Here is a 20,727-nt window from a genome sequence, read left to right on the forward strand (position 1 = left end):
TTTCTTAAAAACCCGTGATTGAACAACAAAAGCAAAAGCCAGAAATTCCATACCTGACGCGCATCCAAGTACTTGGGGCGATGGGAGCGACTGCAATTATTTTGTTGATAGTCGCTAAACTCTCGTTATACCTTGGCAACTTTTCCATATTTTCTTGGGACTTGAACCAAAGAGAGTTGCTGTTGGGTGTAGGGTTAGGATTTGTCATCACCGCATTAAGTGGCGTAGCTTATCGCGTTTGGACTGCCTATCGTAAAAGTGCAGATTATTATCTAGAAGTGGTATTAAGACCCTTAGCGTTACCAGACTTAATTTGGCTGGGGTTGCTACCGGGATTGAGTGAAGAATTATTATTTAGAGGTGTAATGCTGCCTGCTTTAGGCTTAGATCATCTGGCTGTCATTGTATCTAGTCTTTGCTTTGGCATCTTGCATCTTAGTGGTTCCCAACAATGGCCTTATGTAATTTGGGCAACAATTGTCGGGATGATATTCGCCTATAGTGCCCTGCTCACCGGCAACTTATTAGTGCCGATTGTTGCTCACATTATTACCAATTGGATTTCTAGCTATTTCTGGAAAATGTCGCAATTACGGTAATTAAAAAATAAATATTAAGCTTCTAGGAATTAGTGCCAAGGCGTAGCCCAAGCCAAGCACCGCTCGAATAGAATTCAGGAGTCAGAATTCAGTTGGGTATTTTGACATAAATTGCGGATAGCGATGCGGAAAGCGAGTCCGCCAAAGCAGTAGCGAGTATTCGAGCGTCGCGTCTTGATTCTGACGGAGGCGGAGCGTCTCCGGCTCCGCTCCTGAATTCTTCTTTAAAAGCGATTGTAACTAGAGCTTTAATATTTATAAGTTATGATTAAGTTGTATTAAATATAAATTCAGATTTAATTATATATTATAATTTTTTTGTAAAGTGTGTTTGTGTGTTCGCAGGTACAGAGCTATTTAGTCAAGTAGACTACAATAAATATATTTAAACCTAAACTCCTTCCTGCACATCGTGCCGCTATGCAAATCTAAGGAAAGTGAGTAGTAAGTCTCTCTCTGTCAATAAGTTTAAAGGCTCATTATCGCGTTGTTCTATCTCTTTCTGAGGGGTAAGGCTAATTTATAATAAGTTTTTATACTTCTTGTTGAAAAAGAAAGATTTTTTGGCTGTTTTGCCAGAAAACTACAACACCTAATGAGAAAATAAGACATTAAACAAAGCGATATTTACGATGGGCTACGCCTACGCCATTTTATTGTTAACAAGCCCCTAAATCAGACCTGATTTTTTTGAGGTCAAAGGCAATAAAAGCTTTATGGGGTACAACGTAAAAGGTTAGTGCCTTAAAATACTCCTGAAAGCCAATCCTTGTTTAATAAGTTTTGTGTAGAATTTGGTGGAGAGGTTATTTACTTGATTCTCAATTGCAGCAATCCAGGTTTCATTTATGAATCAGTCTTTTTCTCAAAACCAAGCAAGACGAAATCGTGAACAAAGGCTGTGGCAACAAAAATGGAGTTTAAAAACTAAAGCGATTGTTTGGGCACTAAGCATTAGTATCCTTCCTGTGGTTGCAATTGGAACAGCTACTTACTACTACGGTATTAATTTAATTACCAAACAAATTCCGCAAGTAAGACAAGAGAGTGCAGCAAGTTCAACAGAAACTGAACTAGCTCTACAAAGACAATTGTCACTCTTGTTAACTGGTATGGGAGTAACAGCAATTTTAACAGGTGCGATCGCTGTTTTTGTCACTAATCGAGCTATTAGTCGAGTCAGTAAAGCTGCGGCAATTTCTAATAGCATCAAAAACAAGCTGCGTCCAGACAGTGAGTTTACTCAATATTTCATCGCTAACGAAGATGAATTAGTGATGTTAGAGAGAAACATAAACTTATTCACAGAGTTGCTTTCAGTTCTGGTAAAGGAAAAAGAAACCGAAGCTGATTACTCCCAACTATTGAGGAAAGTTACGCGATGGGTTCGAGAATCATTCAATGAGGAAGATGTTCTAAAAATTACCTCAGAAGAAATTCGTAAAGCTTTAAGCATTGACCGTGTAAGCATTTTTTGCTTCAACTCTGGTTGTAATGGAACCTTTATCGCTGAGTCAGTAGCACCTGGTTTACCAAGAGTATTAGGGGTTACAGTCCCTGAGCCTGGGTTCGAGGCAGGGTATATAGAAAAATACCAGAGTGGTTCCATCCGTGCTATTGATAATATCTATCAAGCCGATCTCAGTGATAATGATATTGAGTTGCTAGAGCAATTTGCTGTCAAATCTAATTTAGTAGCTCCTATTCTCAAAGGTAAACAGCTATTCGGTTTATTGATTGCACATCAGTGTTCTAGAATTCGCTTTTGGCAGCAGTCTGAGATTGATTTGTTCGCTCAGATAGCGATACAAGTAGGATTCGCCCTTGACTACACCAAACTTCTAGAACAGGTTGATACGAAGGCAGATAAAGCTCAGGTATTTATCGAAATTACCCGCAGCATTCGCCAATCACTGAACGAAGAGGATGTTATTAAAACAACCGTGGAAGAGGTTCGTAAAGCACTGAGTACTGACCGCGTGCTGGTTTATAGCTTTAACGCTAATTGGTCTGGAACAGTGATTGCAGAATCAGTGGTTCCAGGTTATCCCAAAGTTTTGCGGTCTGAAATCCAAGACCCATGTTTCGCTCAGGACTATGTAGAAAAGTATCAGTCTGGTCGCGTTCAAGCTACGAATAACATTTATGAAGCCGGTTTGCTTGATTGTCATATCAACCTGCTGGAATCCTTTGGTGTGAAAGCAAATTTGGTCGCACCCATTCTCAAAGATGAACAGTTGTTTGGCTTATTAATTGCACATCAATGCTCCAGACCCCGTGATTGGCAACAGTCTGAGATTGATTTATGTGCCCAAATAGCGATGGAAGTGGGATTTGCTCTCGACCATGCAAGACTCGTGCAACGAATCGAGGCTGAGAGTGTGCAAAGTCAGTTGCTGGCGGATACTATCGGCAGCATTCGCCAATCACTCAATGAAGAGGATGTCCTAAAAACCACTGTAGAAGAGGTTCGGAAAGTACTAAGTACTGACCGAGTGATGGTTTATAGCTTTAATGCTAATTACTCTGGAACTGTGATTGCCGAATCAGTTGTTCTCACATATCCAAAAGTTCTGCGATCTGAAATCCAAGACTTATATTTTGGTCAAGGCTATGTAGAAGATTATCAGTCTGGTCGCGTTTTAGCAATAAACAACATTTATGAAGCCAATTTGGCTGATTATCAAATTAACCTACTTGAATCCTTTGCTGTCAAAGCAAATTTGGTAGCCCCCATTCTTAAAGATGAACAGCTATTTGGTTTATTAATTGCACATCAGTGTTCCAAACCTCGTGATTGGCAACAATCTGAGATTGATTTATTTGGCCAAATAGCGATGCAAGTGGGATTTGCTCTCGACCATGCCAGACTCTTGCAACGAATCGAAGCTGAAAGTAGGCGCAGTCAATTACTGGTGGATATTACCCGCAGCATTCGCCAATCTCTTAACGAAGAGGATGTCATCAAAACCACAGTGGAAGAGGTTCGCAAAGCATTGAGTGTTGACCGAGTATTAGTTTATAGCTTTTACGCTAATTGGTTCGGAATTATAATTGCTGAATCAGTAGTTCCAGGTTATCCCAAAGTTTTGCGGTCTAAAATTTACGATCCTTGTTTCACTGAAAACTATATAGAAAAGTACCAGTCTGGTCGTGTTCTAGCAACAAACAACATTTACGAGGCCGGTTTGGCTGATTGTCACATTAACCTGCTTGAATCCTTCGGTGTAAAAGCAAATTTAGTAGCACCCATTATCAAAGATGACCAGCTATTTGGCTTGTTAATTGCACATCAGTGTTCTGGCCCCCGTGATTGGCAACAGCCTGAGATTGATTTATTTACCCAGATAGCGATGCAAGTAGGATTTACTCTCGATCATGCTAGGCTCCTACAAGCGTATCAAGCTACTGAAGCGAACTCTGCTGTATAGCTTTGTGGAAGAAGCAAGGGGGCAGGGAGCAGGGAGCAGGGAGCAGGGGGAAAGTCAAAAGCTTGATGCAGGTTCTTTTTCCCCTTTTCTCCCAGCAATAACTGCCCTTTGTCCTCTTTTAACCCAAGTGTATTGGGCTGAGTGTAGTTTTTGACGAAGAAGCTGCTAGAGCGATCGCTAATGGTAAAATTCGATGTTCTTGTATTTGAATCCTAGCGTGGAGCGTTTCTGCTGTATCATTCGGCAATACTGGTACTGCGGCTTGGATTAATATTGGGCCACTGTCCATTTCTAAACAAGCTATATGCGCTGTACAACCAGTGATTTTTACCCCAGATGCTAAGGCTTGTTCTACAGCATGGATTCCCTTGAAACTAGGTAACAAACTAGGATGGATATTGATAATTTTATCAGGAAAGGCATCAATGAAAACTGATGTTAACAATCGCATCCAACCTGCCAAAATTACCCATTCCACATCGTAGTGCTGCAATGTCTGCACAATTTGATCATCAAAATCTTCTCGATTTTTATAGTTGCGGTGATTCAATAAAACAGCTTCTACACCTCGATTAGCTGCTCTTACGGCTGCTTTTGCTGAGGGGTTATTGTAAATTAAAACTTGAATTTGGGCATTTAGCTGCCCATCTTGGATAGCTTGGGCAACTACATCAAAATTGCTGCCATTCCCAGAAGCCATAATTCCCAGTTTTAAAGGGGCGACTTGTCGGCAGACATCGCTAATGCTGGGGGAAACCAAGCTCAGGGTAGAATCAGGGCGGAAGGTCATAACAGCTAAGAGGGTTAATTAATAGATGCAAAAAAAATATACTAAGTCGTGGTTGGATAATGATACAGTAGCTGCCTGGATTTTTCTCACACCAGCACTAATTTTACTGGGCGTTTTTATCATTTGGCCGATCGCTTATTTGTTCTACCTCAGTTTCACTGCTGGTAGTTTCACTTTAAAAGGCATTTATTGGATAGGCTTAAAAAACTATTGGCGCTTGCTACTCAACCCCGACTTCTGGCAAGTTCTGGGTAACACGTTTTATTTTACTGTTGCCACCATCATTCCCAGCTTAGTTATCTCTTTGGGATTGGCAGTGTTATTAAACCGCTCCATTCCCTTGCGGGGCATCTTGCGAAGTGCCTATTTTCTACCTTCAATTATCTCACTTGTGGCAGCCGGATTGGGATTTCGCTGGCTGTTTCAAACATCAGGGCCAGTGAACGGACTTTTAGATTTTTTCGGTATTCCAAACATAGCCTGGCTAGGAGATACATTTTGGGCAATGCCGGTAATTATTTTAATGAGTATTTGGAAACAACTCGGTTTCAATATGGTAGTTTTTTTAGCAGGGTTGCAAGCAATTCCTCCCAGTCGTTATGAAGCAGCAGATTTGGATGGAGCAAATGCTTGGCAACAATTTTGGTATATTACTCTCCCTGGATTGCGCCCAACTGTGATATTTGCAGTTATCACCACCGCGATTTTTACATTGCGGAGTTTTGAGCAAGTTTTTGTGATGACTGGCGGTGGCCCACTGAATTCGACTAATTTGCTGGTTTACTACATCTATCAAGAGGCTTTTGGGCAATTTGATTTTGGTTATGCCGCCGCCGCCGCGACGGTGTTACTAGCAGTGACGCTGGTACTCGTGTATTTGCAACTGCAAACTTGGGGAGAGGAGTAGGGGAGGCACTAATACGGTTTTGCCCTAGATCACAAAGACGCGATAAATCGCCGTCTCTACAAGGGTTCTGGGTAAGGCATATTTAATTTATGGAGATGTCTAGAGTTTTTACTTTTTTTTATATAAACTGCGATATTCCCAAGGATTCACAAATTTAGTATCACTCCAAATGCCAAGCCGTTGTTCCTTGGCTTTAGCTTCGGCTTGTTGAACTAAGTCTTTGCTAGGACACTTGTTTAAATAGGGACGATACACTTTTGCTAAACCTTCTTGCAATAATACCTGTTGCACAAAAGTGCCATTTTTTAAACGAACTTCGGCAATTTTACGTCCATAGCGATCGCTATCGGTGATATTCAAAGTCACGCGATCGCCTCCTTGTTGTACCAGTTCTTGCACCCGTTCTTGGGCTTTCACACCCCAAGTAAATTGGTTGCGATCGCTACTGCTTTTACTCTGCTTTTCTTTGTTAGTATGAGCTATTTCTGGCGCATCTACACAGGCAAAGCGGACTGTAATATTTTTGCCATCAGCATCTTTCACTACTAAAGTATCGCCATCACTGACTCGCTCAACTGGTTCTCCAGAAGTAGCGATGAAGCGATCGCAGCCTATCAAAGCCAAAATCATGATAGTTGCACAAAGCCAAAATCGTACTGGTTTAGTTAATTTCTCCATCCAAACTCACCTGCATTACCTCTGTGGAATGATATTAGCAAAACGACGAGATATATTTGCTAACCTGTCACTGGAAGCATAACTTTTCCGTTACGGAAAGCTTATGCTTACAATACACCTCGGAAATATTATGCTTCCAATTTTTTTAGACTACAGCAAGTATTAGGTTGAATCATCTCATGTCTGAGCAAGATAATAAAAATGAACCTATTAATGAATTGATTGCAGTCGGTTCAGAAATTACTGGAGGTACTTTAGTCACCGCAATTATTCTTGCTTTAGGTGGGGCTGCTGCTGGGCCTCATGGAGCTATTTTAACCAGTGTTGCCACTCCTACAATAGTATATTTTTTGAAAAAACTAGGCGCAGAGGTTAAAAATCGCTTCCTTAGTCATCGAGAAGAAGTAAGAGTTGGAGCGACTTTAACATTTGCAATTTCTAAAATTCAGGAAAATTTGGATAATGGAAAACAGATTCGACAAGACGACTTTTTTAAAAAAGGAGTACAAAACCGTTCAGCAGCAGAAGAAGTTTTTGAAGGTGTTTTAATTGCTTCGCAGAGGGAACATGAAGAAAAAAAGCTCAGGTTTTACGGAAATTTAGTTGCCAACATAGCTTTTCATCCAGAAATTAATAGAGCGCAGGCTAATGTTCTTCTTAGATTAGGATCAAGTCTTTCCTATACTCAGATGTGCTTGTTAGGGCTGATTGTGAATAAAGATAAGTACAAATTGCGGCAGCAAAATTATATATCTAAGGATGAACAAGGTAAAATTCAAGTTTTAAATATAAAACTTGAGCAGACATTTGCATTACAGGAAATATACGATCTATATATAAAGAGAATTTTAGAAATTAATATGTCCGGACTAATTTTTGGGAAACCAATTGCTGATTTAGAGTATATCACTCCTCAAAACTTAACAATCAAAGAAATAGGATTACAACTTTACAATTTGATGGAGTTAAGTGATATACCTAAAGAAGACTTTGACTCAATTTCTCAGCTTTTATCTGATCCGTAAACTCAAAAAACTCTCAACTATTAAACTGGCATAAACCCAAGCGACCCTTATTGTCTGCGTCTAGACATTTGGAATAGGATTTTAATTTCTTGCTGCGTTAGCTTTTTGAATTAGGATAAAGTGGCCGTTTTTGAAGAATAATGTGACCGCCCCAGGCAATTAAAAATTCCAATCAGTAAAACCCTCAGACGGCAACCGAATAGAAAATACACATTAGTATAAGAATTGTAACCTTCTAACAATCAGTGGGAATTTCTGATGAACTTTTTGACTCACGTTCTGCATTTAGCTGGTTCAGGTGCTTTTGCCTATTACTCTGCTGCTCAAATTCGTGATTCTAAAACCCGCCCTAACATCCTTGCGGGGTTTCAGTTGGCGGAATCTGGTTCTGTGCCGTTTTTATCTGCACTTAGCGATCGCGCCGCAGCCGAAGGTGATACATGGCTAGCCGAAAAACTAGCAAAACATGCATCAGATGAAACTAGGCATGGTAAAATTTTTGCCCACGCCTTACAACAGTTGAATAAACAAGTTATAGATTTCAAGGCTCAACCCCAAACTACATCCACAAAAAAATCACAACAGCGTAGTCCCTTTTTCGCAGCATTCTTTGAAGGCTACACCCAAGAACAGCTAAAACCTGCTGTCATTGACTGGGATGTGTTTATGGCTAGCACATACATTTTGGAGTTAGATGCTAGTAAAGACTTTGCGCGAATGGCGAAAGCATTACCTGATAACGAGTCAACCGCTCGTAATTTGAAGTTAGGAATGCTAAGTATTGCTCAAGATGAAACTGGACATGCTGCTTATCTCTACGAAGCGATGATGCGACGGATGTCTGCGACTGAAGTGCAAAAACTTGTAGATATGTGGCGAACCCGCAAGGTAAACGCCTTGTTAGCAATGGTTGGTGGTATCCTCCAGCGTAATGGTGAAACGCGATCGCTAGTCCAGGATAGTGCGCCCTCAGAAATCGATTCTGAGTTGGTAGCTACGTAATTATATAGGAATCCGGTTTGATTTGGAGAAAATATCTGTAGGATGTGTTAGCACGGAGAGTACGGCATCAAACCCTTGATAATAGTGCGTTACGAACTCCGTTCTAACACACTCTACAATACCTAATTCCGTTCAAAAATCAAATAGTAATCCTATAGATATTCTTGAGTATCTAATGTTCAAAAATTTCTGAAAATTAAACATTTAGCTTGAAAGGCACGAGGTTTGTCTTTTACCTTTCAAGCTAATTTCTACTTTTTTCCTTGATATTATTCCGCTTTAATAATGATACAAATATGTTGGTAGGAACAATGCTATCCACCTACAATAAATCTATATGTATCAAGGTTTTCGTGAATTAATATGATGCGCTATCTCCAAGTAGATTATGGAAAACCTAAAACAAACAATAATCAGCTACTCCAGTAAAGAACTCGAACAACGCAAAAATTGGTATTCTCCGGCAGCAGAGGCTTACAACAAGGCACGACCCCGCTATCCTGAGGATTTAATTCACCAAGTTATGGAAGTTGCTCAACTCTCGACTGACTCAAAAATTCTAGAAGTGGGATGTGGCCCTGCAACTGCAACGGTAGCATTCGCTCAATTGGGTTGCTCAATGATTTGCTTAGAACCCAACCCAGATTTTTCTCGGAAGTAACATATAATGTTGATGAATATCTAATGCTTTTAAACACTTACTCACCTTACCTAAAGTTAGATTCACACAGTAAAGAAGCATTATTTGCAGGATTAAGGCACACAATAGAAGATGACTTTGGAGGCAGTCTTCATCTCTCATATATTTCAGCTTTTCACATTTCCAAAAAAATTTAGTCCATCAAACAAAGCAGTTAATCTTGTGGAGTGTTGTAGATATATCCATAGTTGGAAATATCAGTACTATCCAGCAAACCTGAGTAAGGTTCTTCCTAAAAACTAACTATGAAAGCTGAAGCAGAAAATAATCGCAGGCTGACTTGTGAAGTAGAAACTACTTTAAAAGTAATTGGTGGACGCTGGAAAGTTTTGATTATTAGAGAATTAATGACTGGCGTCAAACGATTTGGTGAGTTGCAACGAGCTTTACCTGGAGTTACGCAAAAGATGCTTACCCAGCAACTCAGAGAAATGGAAGAAGACGGTATTATTCATCGAGAAGTCTATCCCCAAATTCCGCCCAAGGTGGAATATTCTCTGACGCCTTTAGGAGAAACTTTACAACCAATTCTCTATGCTATGCATGAATGGGCTGTGCAACGGTTAGCTCTAAAAAATCACCATCAATATTGAGCATATAGGACTAGTATTTGATTTATGAAAAGATACGTAGGGTGTGTTAGCGACAGCGTAACGCACCATCATCAAGGGTTTGGTGCGTTACGAACTGCGTTCTAACACACCCTACAATACCTAATTTTGTTCAAAAATTAAATATGATTCCTATAGTTAATAAATAACAATTGCTAACTTATAATTTTAGCTAGCAGCTTTCTCAAATTACGAATTATTTTATTCGTTGCTTCTTAAATATTCAATCGCTGCCTCTAATTTCGAGGGGTAACTTTCAGCAAACCTTTCAAACCAAAGTCCTTCTGAAGAAAATGGATCTACTTTGGCTAACCATTCTTTTGCTTCTACTTTCAAAGCCTCTAGTTGTTTGGCTTTGAGTTGTTCTTGTCGAATTCGTTCTTGTTCTAGTTCTTGCTGTCTTTTTAACTCAATAGCAGCATCCTCTTGGGCAAAATCAGCTTGAACTTCTGCCAAAAGGTTATCTATGAAAGATGCCGACTTTGGCAATGATGGAATAAAGGATTTGGCTGTGGCTGATTTTGACTGCTGCTGTGGTTGTACTTCTTTGTATTCGGTTTGGAGTTCAGCTAATAGCTTATCAATGGAATCCATTTTTGCAATTCCTAATAAATAATATACCTAGTCATTAATGGCATTGAGTAACACTTCCGATAGACTCAAATCTTCCATATCTTCCATAGTAATGGTGTCACAGATATCAAACTTAGCTCCAGCACTTTGGAGTTCATCGTCTAAGACTTTGAGAAAACGGGTAGCTTGGGGATCTGTGCCGACTTGAATGAAAGAAATAGCTAATTCTTCATCTCGCTCGATGCGGCGAGAAGTTTCAATAATTACCTTCATTACCGCTTTGCGATCGTCCGGTTCACCATCAGTAACCACTAAAATTGTTTCACCACTTGGCTTGGTTTGACCAGCTGCTTTGCGTTGAAGGTAATCATCAGTTGCATGTTTTAACACACCTGCTAAGTCAGTTGTACCAGAGGGGTCATTTTCTTGAAAAATTTGCGCTACCTTGCCAGATGTGACATTTTCGTATCGCTTAAATTTACCAGAAAATACATAAATAGTAATGCCGTCTGAGTCAAATTGCTCACACTTACTAGCTAAAGCTAAAGTAGATTCCTGTGCTGCAAACCATCTAGTTCTACCACCCTTTTGATCTTTGGTTGCCATGCTGCCACTTTTATCGATAATCAAGGTATAATCACGATTTTCTAGCATTATTTAATTCTCCAATTAAGAGTCAATCGATTTTGGATTTTAGATTTTAGATTAACCGTTAACCTAAAAGTAGGGTGTTGAAAATAATTTTGATATTGGAATTTTCATAGTTGAAACTAGATTTAAATTTTAAATCCTTCAATTTAAAATCTAAAATTGGTTAGTGGACTATGGGCGATCAACACATTAGTCAGTTATTGCGTTCGTCAATACATCTACAAGGCTCATATCTTCTAAATCGTCTAAAGTAACCGTGTCACAAATATCAAATTTAGCGCCGACACTTTGCAACTGTTCGTCCAAAGCTTTGAGGAATTTAGTTGCTTGGACATCTGAACCGACTTGAATGATCGAAATTCCTAATTCTTCATCACGTTCCATCTGGCGAGTTGCATGAATGATCGTTTCAAATACAGCTTTGCGATCGTCTGGTTCACCATCGGTAATGACTAAAATTGTCTCTCCGTTTGCCTTGCTTTTACCGGCAGCTTTGCGTTGAAAGTAGTTATTGAGGGCATCCTGGAGTACAGCTGCTAAGTTTGTTGTTCCAGAAGGGTCATTTTCAAGAAATATTTGTGCGACTTTGGCTGAAGTGACATCATCGTAGCGTTTAAATCTACCGGAAAACAAGTATACCGTAATGCCATCGGGGTCAAACTGTTCGGCCTTTCTTGCCAAAGCTAGAGTAGACTCTTGGGCTATATCCCATCTACTTCTACCACCCACTTGATCGGGTGTGGACATACTACCGCTTTTGTCAATAATTAATGTGTAATCGCGATCGCTCATCATAATATTCCTCTAATTGTTACCCTGTAGTTCTAGTCTAGTGTACGAATTTGACGATACCGTAAGCATTTTAAGGTTTCGTATCAATTTTGCTACTCAATAAAGCCGTGTCACAGTTGATAAATGCGTTGGCGTAGCCCACACTTCTCTACGAGACGCTGCGCGTAGCTTGCTTCCACGTTCGCGTAGCATCCCGTAGGGAAGTGGTACGGTTGCGCTCAGTGACCGCCGCATCTTTGAACAAAATCTTCCTAGTTTTGTAATTATTTTGTCAGCTAAATACCTCCACTTCTTGAGGAACCTTCATTTGGTCGAGAATTCCCCAAATTTCTTGTAACATCGGCTCTAAGCCGGTGCGGGTAACTGCTGAAATCACAAATACCGGCGCGTAGGAGAGATGATTAAGCTGGGTGGCTAACGCCTGCAAATCCACAGTTTCCCGATCAACTGCATCAATTTTGTTCAGCGCCAAAATTTGCGGGCGTTCTGCTAAACCCCGTCCATAAGCTTTTAATTCTTCTTTAATTGTGTTGTAGTCTCTAACTACATCATCACTAGTGGCATCAATCAAGTGAAGTAGTACTCGTGTACGCTCAATATGTCGTAAGAAATCGTGTCCCAGCCCTGCACCGTGAGCCGCTCCCTCAATTAATCCGGGAATGTCGGCGAAAACAGTACCATCGCCAGTAGGTTTTTGCACTACACCCAAATTTGGGATGAGGGTAGTAAAAGGGTAGTCTGCGATTTTTGGACGTGCTGCTGATAAAGATGAAATTAGAGTGGATTTACCAGCATTTGGTAAGCCAATAATCCCCACTTCTGCCAAAAGCTTCAACTCTAGGCGCAGCTGCTTTATTTCCCCTGGTAATCCTGGGAGAGCGTATTCTGGGGCGCGGTTACGGTTACTCAAGAAATGCTGATTTCCCAGTCCGCCTTTACCACCTTGGGCAATCAGCAAAGTCTGCTTAGGCTCAGTTAAATCGCCTAGCAATTCGCCAGTTTCAGCATCATAAATGCTTGTACCACAGGGAACTTCGATGATTAAATCCTTTCCTCCTGCTCCAGTGCAGTTATTTGGCCCACCACGAACACCTTTTTCTGCCTGAAAGCGATGGTTATATCTGAAGTCCAGCAAGGTTTGCAGGTTTTCATCGGCAACGAAAAATACCGAACCGCCTTTTCCCCCATTACCACCAGAGGGGCCACCAGTTGGCACGTATTTTTCTCGCCGGAAGGCGACAATACCATCGCCGCCCTTACCAGCTTCAACTTCAATTTTTGCTTGGTCGATAAATTGCATATTTAAGTAATAGTGAGGAGTTAGGAATTAGGAGTTAAAAATTATAACTCCTCACTCTCCACTTTAACTAAATATATGGTGAAACATCTTCACCACATTTATCTGCCAAATAAGAAAGGGCGCGGAAACGTAAACCCACCAGTTGCTCATACAAAGGGTTGATTTTACACATCGGCGGTATGTGGACAATCTTTCGTCCAAATAAAGTGACATCCCGCTCAAATGGACACTGGGAGGGAATCATTTTACACAAAAAGCGGGCTACTCTTGGGTCTTGGATATCTAGCTTATCAAGCCAGTCGCGCAAGGGGTGTAGTGCATCAATTTGATGCTTTGTAAGCTCAGTGCTGGCAATAGTGGGGGTAAGCTGTGGATGTTCTAGGGTGTGGCGCAGCGCTTCTAGTAAATTCTCTGGCTGTTCTAAGGCTTGGCAAAACTGATGCAGAATTTGATCTTCACTGGGAGAATAAGTACCATCTGCGATCGCTACCATTATCGCTGTCCTTAAAAAATTTTCCGCAGCTGGTGTTGTACCTTTACCCAACACTGCGGCTAATTCTTCTGGCGTAATTACCTCTAGTGAGTCGAATTTAATCTTAGGAGCTAATTCATTTTTGGTGATGCTGGCAATTAATTCCTGTTCTTGGGCATCAAAATTACCATCTGCCCAAGCAATAGTGAGCAGCCCACGCAACCAAGCGGCAATCTGTTTGTTGCTGTAGGGGGATTGAACGGTACTTGTCATAAACTCACGTCTCAAGCTTTCCTCAGTCACTACTAAGCTACCCTACCCAGCGACTCGGAAGATAGTAAGACAATATAGAAAAATCGTATCGGCTCAATAAGTAGGGGGAGCAGTTATTCTAGCTGCCAGGACAAGCCCAAGGAGAGAAAAGAAGATTTTTCGAGAATAATAGTTTCCAAAGATGGAATATTTCCAACCTGATTAGGACTTACGCACACTCTACGAATTCTCGGCGCTCTTGGCGTCTTGGCGGTTCGAGAAATTAAGCTTTTTAGCAATTTTTGCGTAAGTCCTACTGATGTACAACTAAATACAGTTTCTTGGGGTAATGGAGTTTTTTATTTTGACGACAAATCAGGATAGACTAATCCCCAAAACGCCTAACCTTCAGTGGATTTAGGCTTAGGGGTAGGAGAATTTGAGGATAAGATTGGCGCTGACGGCGTAACCGTAGCAGTGGTCGGGAAAGGCCACTCCGGTGAGGTTGGTAGTGGCTGGACTACCTCCTGGATGCGGTTGGGCCGCCCAGGTGAGGCCGCCGTTGGTGGTTGCCAGGATGGTGTCCTCGGTTCCGACCACCCAACCTGTCTGGGCATCGACGAACGACACTCCAAGGAAGATGGTGGTGTCTGACAAGGGAGCGAAGGGGAGTGGGGAAAATGAGGCCACGACGGTAAGCACAAACAAGAGAGGCTCTCTACTTTAAAAGATTCTGCGGCTGGAAAATCATGCTCACCTTGGGAAGGTGGGAGTAAGACCAATACCTATTTATAAGATGAGGTTAAATGAAATATACCTTTCTCTCTTTCGACTAAATGTTAAGATTTATGCAGATAAATATACACGCACAAGGGTAGCGACGAATCACTTGTTTTGATGCTGATAGGAGTCAATTGACTATTACTAAAAACTAAAACAATCATTCTAATTAAGGTATACATAATGTTTTTATTTGGCATTGAGCATGAAGTCGCTTTTCTAAATAAAGAAGGAAAGTTTGCTGATTTTTCCCACACCAAATTTGCTGATTTCAATCAGATTATTGAAAAGCTACCTATATACCCCAGCGACTATCCTCAACTACGCGTCGGGGATGCGGGTATTAAGATGAAGAGATGGTATATTGAGGGATTTGAAAGATTTGCAGATTCCGACAAGGTGATAGACTGTCATGCTAAAGGTATTGAAATTAGAACGACTATACATTCTAATATTCAAGGTGCTATTACTGAATTATCAGAAAGTTTTCACTTACTACGCGAGGTTGCTGCGAACTTTGGTTTCTCACCAGTTTTAGTCAGCTTTAATCCATACAATCCGGTTTTTGAGCCTCATCCCCCATTAAACGATTACGAAATTAAAGAGCTACAGGCTTATCCTGAGGAACAAACTGCTAATATTCACATGGTATCTTATGGGCCAGATTTAAATATTTCAGTGACAAATCTGCCTACTGAAGATGTGATTGATATTGGCAGAAAGTTAAATTATTACAGTCCTTATATCGTTCCTTTTAGTTATAGTTCCCCTTTTTATAAGGGAGGTTTATGGGATGGTTTATCGGTACGAACATTTATCAGAACCGGAAAAAGAGCAGCAGCCCTAGTTTTTATTGAGAAACAAGAACAACTGATTAATAGCATACCTTCCTTAACAAAAATTGCCCGCATTCCGGCGGAAGTGGGACGCATTGAATTTAAGGCTTGTGATAGCTGTGATGACTTTTCGCTCTATGCAGCTTTGCTAACATTATTGAAAGGTTTGGTGTTAGATGAAACTTTGCTGGGTAGAGCAACTGTACCCGATGCAATGTTACACCAAGTTTCTGCAAAAGAAGGGTTTGACAATGAGGATATTTTTGGGAATGCGGCAAAAGTATTGCAAGCAGCCCAAGTTGCTTTAGGAGATGACCCAGATGTTCATTATTTAATGCCGTTAAAAGAAATGCTGGCAAAGCGAAAAACAAGATCCCATGAATTAATAGAAATGTTCCATCGTGTAAGTTCAATAGAAGAGGTAATAAGACAGACTTATCAAGTTTAAAATAAATTGAGAATGGGATGTTTGAAAAGTTATTCAGGTTGTCTGCAATTGCTAAAAGTGGCGTCAAGCGCAGTGGCAATTTTTACAAAACCTCACTTGTAAGCGAAATACGATGCCTACGGTGCGCTACGCGTGTGCTGATTGCTTTACATCTTATAACAGGTATTAACTCTCCTTGTCTCAAAAGGTGAATTTCTACCAAGTTAGTTGCAGAAAGCAAACTGTATTAATAAGTCGATATACCTGGAGACTGATTTTATTATAACTAAAGATAGAGTAAATTTCATTCTAGAGATTGATGCAGGCATTAGCATTTTCAAAGTACAAGTAGAAACAGGGAACCTTGAAAGAAGATTGTCAATATAAAAACGTAATGATTTTGCTAAAGAATTAAGGTGGTATTTGCTTATTATCCCTTAACTAGTTCAATGCAGAAATCCTAAGACAATCTCTTCGTCAGGTTCGCTTATAAAGAACTTTCAGATTGAAAGGTAGCTGGCTGTTTTTATTATTGCTTTTTACCAAGTAAAATTTGATCTGCCGCTATTTCAGTGAAAGTTCAGCGTTGTTAAAGCTGTTATCGAGGATTTTAAATGAAAATTATTGCTTCTGTCTTAAGTCCAGTACGCTTCCTAGTTGTGGCTTTTACTTGCGCCTTACTCTTGTTATCTAGTGCTTTTCCTGCTTTTGCGATCGATAGCTACCAAAGTGACCCTGAGGAAGCTACTACACAATTGCTTGACATTCAGGCCAAAACTGACGAAGCCGGTAAAGCACCACCAATAGGATTGAGAAAGACTCAAAAAGAAACCAACGAAGGACTTAATGAGGTTCAGGGAGCTGCTGATATTGACAAGCAGAAGCGTCCAGAAAATTCCCAAGCTGCAACCTCAGTGGAAGAAAATATAAAGAATGTATTGGAGAAAGTTACAGGTAAGAAGTAAATTAATTACTCTGGTAATTTTTCGGTAGTAATGGGTGATTGCGTAAATGCAGTTACCCATTACTAATTAGTATTGTTCACCTAACGGCTACAATTTAATTATAAAAATATGTTCAACCTTGAGTATCTATGGTGAAATTGGGTTTGCATATAGGATTACTATTTGATTTTTGAATGGAATTAGGTATTGTAGAGTGTGTTAGAACAGAGTTCGTAACGCACTATTATCAAGGGTTTGATGCCGTACTCTCCGTGCTAACACATCCTACAGATATTTTCTCCAAATCAAACCGGATTCCTATAGTTTTAAGCTGTTACGCAAATAAGATTGGATATTTACTCGTGAGGGTTGTCATTAGTCATTAGTCATTTGTATTTCAAAGGACAATATTAACGATTGCAATGTACAATTCTTTTCGCGCATCAGCTTAATTAAAGATATTTTAATTGGTAACTATATTTAGTATATTTTATTATTATAGCCAAAAAATCAAGGTTCTTCAGTACTTGTTATGCTAAAAACGTCTATAAATTAGCTCATATCCCTTGCTTGGCAATAGATACAGCTTTTAATATTAACGTTTGAGATTTTGGGATAAAATCCAGATTTTAACTGCCTGAAACCCTTGATTTTAAAGGAAAATTCCTAATTTGAGTTTGAAGTTTAGCATAACACCTACGGAAGAGCCAAAATCAATAAAGGTCGCTAATTACTAGAATATTGGCTTAACACTACCTATTAAGGCATAGGCATAGTAAAGAATTTAGTAATTAATTTCAGCCGACAATGTTACCTTTGGTTGATGTGGAATATATCAGAATTTTGAGAAATTAGTGAATAAGTTTGCTTAGGGATGGAAAACAATGCGTTCGATAAACATTGGTTTGACTGAAGAACAGCGTCAAGGTGTAATTAATCTGTTAAATCAAGATTTGGCAGATGCTTATCTACTGTTGGTGAAAACCAAAAAGTATCACTGGGATGTCGTTGGGCCTCAGTTCCGCTCTTTGCACCAGCTTTGGGAAGAACACTACGAAAAGCTGACTCTAAATATTGATGCTTTGGCAGAGCGGATTCGTGCTTTGGGCGGTTATCCAGTTGGCACATTGGAAGGATTTCTCAAGATTGCTACCCTCAAGGAACATGCTGGTAATGTTCCCACAGCTACGGGGATGGTATCTAATCTAGTGAATGATCATGAGCAAGTTATTCGGAACTTAAGAGACCATGTAGATCAGTCTGGTGATCAGTTCCACGATCAAGGAACTGCTGACTTTCTGACTGGACTGATGGAACAGCATGAGGAAATGGCTTGGATGTTACGTTCATTCATTGAAGGTGAAGCACTAGGCCCAGATGGAAAACAACCAGCAGAAGGGGCCAAGACTCCTGTAGGTGTGTAGTTCATAACGTCTGAGTAGAGGATGATTGTCTGTGAAACCAGTTAGAAGGAGGATTGATTTCTCCTTCTAACTGCTGTGAAGGAATTAATCTGCCTGCATCTACTTATTCACCATATTCATTGCAAAAACAAGATAATCCAAACCAAACAGGGGGTTTTTAAGTGTCAGAAGTATATAAAGCAGAACGGACTATTTCTGCTGTATTTAAAGAACAGAAGCAAATTGATGATGTGATTCGGCGGTTGCTAGACAGGAGTGTGCCTAGAGATCATATTTCGGTCATGGGTAGAAATTTCCAGTCCGAAACTAGAATCGCTGGCTTTATTAGTAAAAAAGATGTAATTTTGGGAGGTTTGAGAACAGGGGCAGTTTTTGGTTCCTTGTTTGGTTCCTTTCTCAGCTTGCTCACGGGTGTAGGCGTACTGTTTATTCCCTTTGTCGGCCCAATTGTGGCAGCAGGGCCTATTGGTGCAGTGCTGTTAGGGGCTGCTAGTGGAGCGATCGCAGGTAGTGCAGGTGCTGGTTTAGTATCGGTTCTAACTACTTTAGGAATGCCAGAAGAGAAAGCGGCTATTTACCAAACCCGTTTACAAGCTGGCGAGTTCTTGGTAATGGCAGAAGTTCCGAGCGATCGCGCTGGCGAATTTCAGTTGTTGCTCGAAAGTGCTGGTGGCGAAGAAATTCACACAATTGAAAAAACCTTTGCTCGTCCTTGTCCTGGACAATGCAACAGTCCAGAAGACTTGTCTCCTGAAGTTCGCGCTCATCTTTCTGATGAAGCTCAACGCACCTTCATTGAGCGCTATAACACTGTCTTCAATGAGAAAAATGACGAGTTCACTGCTGAACAAGCCGCTTGGGAGTCTGTTCATCAGCAATATGATGAAGATGAAAACGGCGTTTGGTCAAAAGCTAAGGTTAAAGCTTAAAGACTTCCAAAAAATAAATACTTAAGTTACAAATAGCCTAACTGTTGGCTAACTCACCCACCTTGAACTTTAGTTCAAGGCTAATAGCAAAAGTCTACTCAAGTAGACTAAAGATTTTTGGTGTTGCTGAATTGAAGTATGAATCTGGATGTAGAGACGTAGCACTGCTACGTCTCTACAAGGATTTTGGTATTATGCAAAATTATTTTCATACATGAAATCAGCAACGCCAGATTTTGGATATATATTTAGTCATCTTCATATCTGACTTTTCCCGTTAAGTCATGAAACAACGAAGCAGCAGGAGTTTCAGACTATAGTATATTCTCAATAACTTAATATTAGTGACAATAAATCACGAGAGAATAGGGCTTTGAGCTAGGGGTATAGTAAGCGATCGCTCAATCAAGGAGATAACGGGAAAAGTCAGAGCCAGCTATATGTGCGTTTGCGAAAGCCTTCTGTCTGATTCAGCAAGTAAACCACAATAAACATGAATGCGATCGCCATAATCATCAGTGGTGGTTTTACCAATGATCTAATCCACCAAACCTCCATTGTGTACAGTAAAGGTATACCAAATAAAAAACCTCCGCAAGCACCGCGAATTTATAATATTTTCATATTTTTCAGGGTGGGTATTCTGTCGCACCCCGTATCTATCTTAAGATACATAATCTACCAAATTCTTCTTTCGGTTGATGGAAGTCAAAAATAATACACTACTGTTAGTTTATGTAATATAGGATTACTATTTGATTTTTGAATGGAATTAGGTATTGTAGAGTGTGTTAGAACAGAGTTCGTAACGCACTATTATCAAGGGTTTGATGCCGTACTCTCCGTGCTAACACATCCTACAGATATTTTCTCCAAATCAAACCGGATTCCTATAGCTGAATCAACTACAAGCTGGAAGTAAAAACTATGAGTGTTGAAAAAAGAGTAGAAGCTACTGCAAAAAATATTGAAGGGAAAATTCAAGAGGTTGTGGGTGAAATAACAGGTAATCCACAAGATAAAGCCGAAGGACAAACAAAGCAAGCCCAAGCTCAAGCTACTCACACTGTAGAAAACATTAAAGACGAACTTAAGAAAGCTTTAGATTAATTTAGTTTTTGCAGTGTAAATATAAATATTAGACTAGCGATGATTCATGATTCATAGTCTAACATTAATTACTCCACTTACTTTGAGAATGTTTAATCGGTTCTCTTTTTGGCAATGGCTTTTGGTCAGATAGATTCAGAGAGGGTGCGTTGTTGGCTTGGGTAGGTAAATACTGCTTTTGTTGTGATTTGGCGAACTTTTTTTCTTGTGTCATCATCGTAGTTGACTCCAATTGTAGGGGTTAAATGAAAGGCGATCGCCCTCGGCCAAGAGTCCGCGATCGCCTTTCTTATTTTAATTTATAGTAGTATTTTATACTTGTCAATAGTTTTTTAAGTGTTTTTACATAGATTAGGCGTGAAGATGTCATTAGTCATTTGTCCTTTGTAATCACAACTGAGCAAGGACGACCATAACAAAAATTCTCACAACTCAAATAAGATTGCTATAAGTTCCTATATTGAATTCGGGTAGCCGTTTATTGAATTCGGGTA

At 40.1% G+C, this 20,727-nt stretch carries 20 protein-coding genes and 2 pseudogenes; 12 read left to right on the plus strand and 10 right to left on the minus strand.

Annotated features, from left to right (window positions below):
- The first annotated feature begins 14 nt into the window (after nucleotides 1–14).
- Both CDC33_RS12085 and CDC33_RS12090 read left to right on the plus strand, forming a co-directional pair.
- Entirely contained in the window at nucleotides 15–599 is a 585-nt protein-coding gene (locus CDC33_RS12085) for a CPBP family intramembrane glutamic endopeptidase (RefSeq protein ID WP_109008685.1), read from the plus strand.
- A gap of 848 nt (nucleotides 600–1,447) precedes the next feature.
- Complete coding sequence (locus tag CDC33_RS12090) at nucleotides 1,448–4,030, plus strand: GAF domain-containing protein (RefSeq protein ID WP_109008686.1); 2,583 nt, start codon at nucleotides 1,448–1,450, stop codon at nucleotides 4,028–4,030.
- A gap of 118 nt (nucleotides 4,031–4,148) precedes the next feature.
- Here the strand turns inward: CDC33_RS12090 and purN are convergent, their stop codons facing one another.
- Entirely contained in the window at nucleotides 4,149–4,820 is a 672-nt protein-coding gene (gene purN / locus CDC33_RS12095; protein ID WP_109008687.1) for a phosphoribosylglycinamide formyltransferase, read from the minus strand.
- A 25-nt stretch (nucleotides 4,821–4,845) separates the two neighbouring features.
- On the opposite strand from purN, the gene CDC33_RS12100 reads away from it, so the two are divergent.
- On the plus strand, nucleotides 4,846–5,727 hold the full coding sequence (locus CDC33_RS12100) for a carbohydrate ABC transporter permease (protein ID WP_109008688.1): 882 nt from the start codon (nucleotides 4,846–4,848) through the stop codon (nucleotides 5,725–5,727).
- Nucleotides 5,728–5,835: 108 nt separating this feature from the next.
- Here the strand turns inward: CDC33_RS12100 and CDC33_RS12105 are convergent, their stop codons facing one another.
- A complete protein-coding gene (locus tag CDC33_RS12105; RefSeq protein WP_109008689.1) occupies nucleotides 5,836–6,405 on the minus strand; it encodes a thermonuclease family protein in 570 nt (189 codons plus the stop codon).
- A 179-nt stretch (nucleotides 6,406–6,584) separates the two neighbouring features.
- Here CDC33_RS12105 and CDC33_RS12110 point away from each other — a divergent pair, with 179 nt between their 5' ends.
- From CDC33_RS12110 to CDC33_RS12125, 4 genes and pseudogenes are all read left to right on the plus strand, one after another.
- Entirely contained in the window at nucleotides 6,585–7,430 is an 846-nt protein-coding gene (locus tag CDC33_RS12110; protein WP_109008690.1) for a hypothetical protein, read from the plus strand.
- A 258-nt stretch (nucleotides 7,431–7,688) separates the two neighbouring features.
- Nucleotides 7,689–8,432, plus strand: coding sequence for a rubrerythrin family protein (locus CDC33_RS12115; RefSeq protein WP_109008691.1), 744 nt, complete (start codon nucleotides 7,689–7,691; stop codon nucleotides 8,430–8,432).
- A 388-nt stretch (nucleotides 8,433–8,820) separates the two neighbouring features.
- Nucleotides 8,821–9,269 (plus strand): annotated as a pseudogene (locus CDC33_RS12120) (class I SAM-dependent methyltransferase).
- 108 nt (nucleotides 9,270–9,377) lie between these two features.
- On the plus strand, nucleotides 9,378–9,725 hold the full coding sequence (locus CDC33_RS12125; protein ID WP_109008692.1) for a winged helix-turn-helix transcriptional regulator: 348 nt from the start codon (nucleotides 9,378–9,380) through the stop codon (nucleotides 9,723–9,725).
- Nucleotides 9,726–9,944: 219 nt separating this feature from the next.
- On the opposite strand, the gene CDC33_RS12130 is transcribed toward CDC33_RS12125, so the two are convergent.
- The 6 genes from CDC33_RS12130 to CDC33_RS12155 all read right to left on the minus strand — a co-directional run bounded on the left by CDC33_RS12130 (nucleotide 9,945) and on the right by CDC33_RS12155 (nucleotide 14,565).
- Complete coding sequence (locus CDC33_RS12130) at nucleotides 9,945–10,337, minus strand: salt stress protein, Slr1339 family (RefSeq protein WP_109008693.1); 393 nt, start codon at nucleotides 10,335–10,337, stop codon at nucleotides 9,945–9,947.
- Nucleotides 10,338–10,364: 27 nt separating this feature from the next.
- On the minus strand, nucleotides 10,365–10,970 hold the full coding sequence (locus CDC33_RS12135) for a vWA domain-containing protein (protein ID WP_109008694.1): 606 nt from the start codon (nucleotides 10,968–10,970) through the stop codon (nucleotides 10,365–10,367).
- A gap of 186 nt (nucleotides 10,971–11,156) precedes the next feature.
- Nucleotides 11,157–11,762 (minus strand): vWA domain-containing protein, encoded by a 606-nt coding sequence (locus tag CDC33_RS12140; RefSeq protein ID WP_109008695.1) that lies wholly within the window; start codon nucleotides 11,760–11,762, stop codon nucleotides 11,157–11,159.
- Nucleotides 11,763–12,030: 268 nt separating this feature from the next.
- The gene (obgE, locus tag CDC33_RS12145) at nucleotides 12,031–13,059 is read right to left on the minus strand and encodes a GTPase ObgE (RefSeq protein WP_109008696.1); all 1,029 of its coding nucleotides are present in this window, start codon (nucleotides 13,057–13,059) and stop codon (nucleotides 12,031–12,033) included.
- A gap of 67 nt (nucleotides 13,060–13,126) precedes the next feature.
- Nucleotides 13,127–13,804, minus strand: coding sequence for a Mo-dependent nitrogenase C-terminal domain-containing protein (locus tag CDC33_RS12150; RefSeq protein ID WP_109008697.1), 678 nt, complete (start codon nucleotides 13,802–13,804; stop codon nucleotides 13,127–13,129).
- Nucleotides 13,805–14,184: 380 nt separating this feature from the next.
- A complete protein-coding gene (locus tag CDC33_RS12155) occupies nucleotides 14,185–14,565 on the minus strand; it encodes a hypothetical protein (protein WP_244919206.1) in 381 nt (126 codons plus the stop codon).
- 181 nt (nucleotides 14,566–14,746) lie between these two features.
- On the opposite strand from CDC33_RS12155, the gene CDC33_RS12160 reads away from it, so the two are divergent.
- From CDC33_RS12160 to CDC33_RS12175, 4 genes are all read left to right on the plus strand, one after another.
- On the plus strand, nucleotides 14,747–15,847 hold the full coding sequence (locus CDC33_RS12160; protein ID WP_181373982.1) for a glutamate-cysteine ligase family protein: 1,101 nt from the start codon (nucleotides 14,747–14,749) through the stop codon (nucleotides 15,845–15,847).
- 593 nt (nucleotides 15,848–16,440) lie between these two features.
- A complete protein-coding gene (locus tag CDC33_RS12165; protein WP_109008700.1) occupies nucleotides 16,441–16,791 on the plus strand; it encodes a hypothetical protein in 351 nt (116 codons plus the stop codon).
- Between the two features lie 863 nt (nucleotides 16,792–17,654).
- Nucleotides 17,655–18,194, plus strand: a complete 540-nt coding sequence (locus CDC33_RS12170; RefSeq protein WP_109008701.1) for a Dps family protein — start codon at nucleotides 17,655–17,657, stop codon at nucleotides 18,192–18,194.
- 161 nt (nucleotides 18,195–18,355) lie between these two features.
- Nucleotides 18,356–19,123: a ChaB family protein gene (locus CDC33_RS12175; RefSeq protein WP_109008702.1), complete on the plus strand. Its 768-nt coding sequence runs from the start codon at nucleotides 18,356–18,358 to the stop codon at nucleotides 19,121–19,123.
- Between the two features lie 438 nt (nucleotides 19,124–19,561).
- Here the strand turns inward: CDC33_RS12175 and CDC33_RS12180 are convergent.
- Nucleotides 19,562–19,732 (minus strand): annotated as a pseudogene (locus CDC33_RS12180) (DUF2391 family protein); the annotation flags it as partial.
- A 318-nt stretch (nucleotides 19,733–20,050) separates the two neighbouring features.
- On the opposite strand from CDC33_RS12180, the gene CDC33_RS12185 reads away from it, so the two are divergent.
- Nucleotides 20,051–20,233 carry a CsbD family protein gene (locus CDC33_RS12185; RefSeq protein WP_109008703.1) on the plus strand — a complete coding sequence of 61 codons (183 nt, stop codon included), beginning with the start codon at nucleotides 20,051–20,053 and terminating at the stop codon, nucleotides 20,231–20,233.
- A gap of 64 nt (nucleotides 20,234–20,297) precedes the next feature.
- Here the strand turns inward: CDC33_RS12185 and CDC33_RS38640 are convergent, their stop codons facing one another.
- On the minus strand, nucleotides 20,298–20,450 hold the full coding sequence (locus CDC33_RS38640) for a hypothetical protein (RefSeq protein WP_181373983.1): 153 nt from the start codon (nucleotides 20,448–20,450) through the stop codon (nucleotides 20,298–20,300).
- Nucleotides 20,451–20,727 lie beyond the last annotated feature (277 nt).

The organism is Nostoc commune NIES-4072 (assembly GCF_003113895.1).
GTDB lineage: Bacteria > Cyanobacteriota > Cyanobacteriia > Cyanobacteriales > Nostocaceae > Nostoc > Nostoc commune.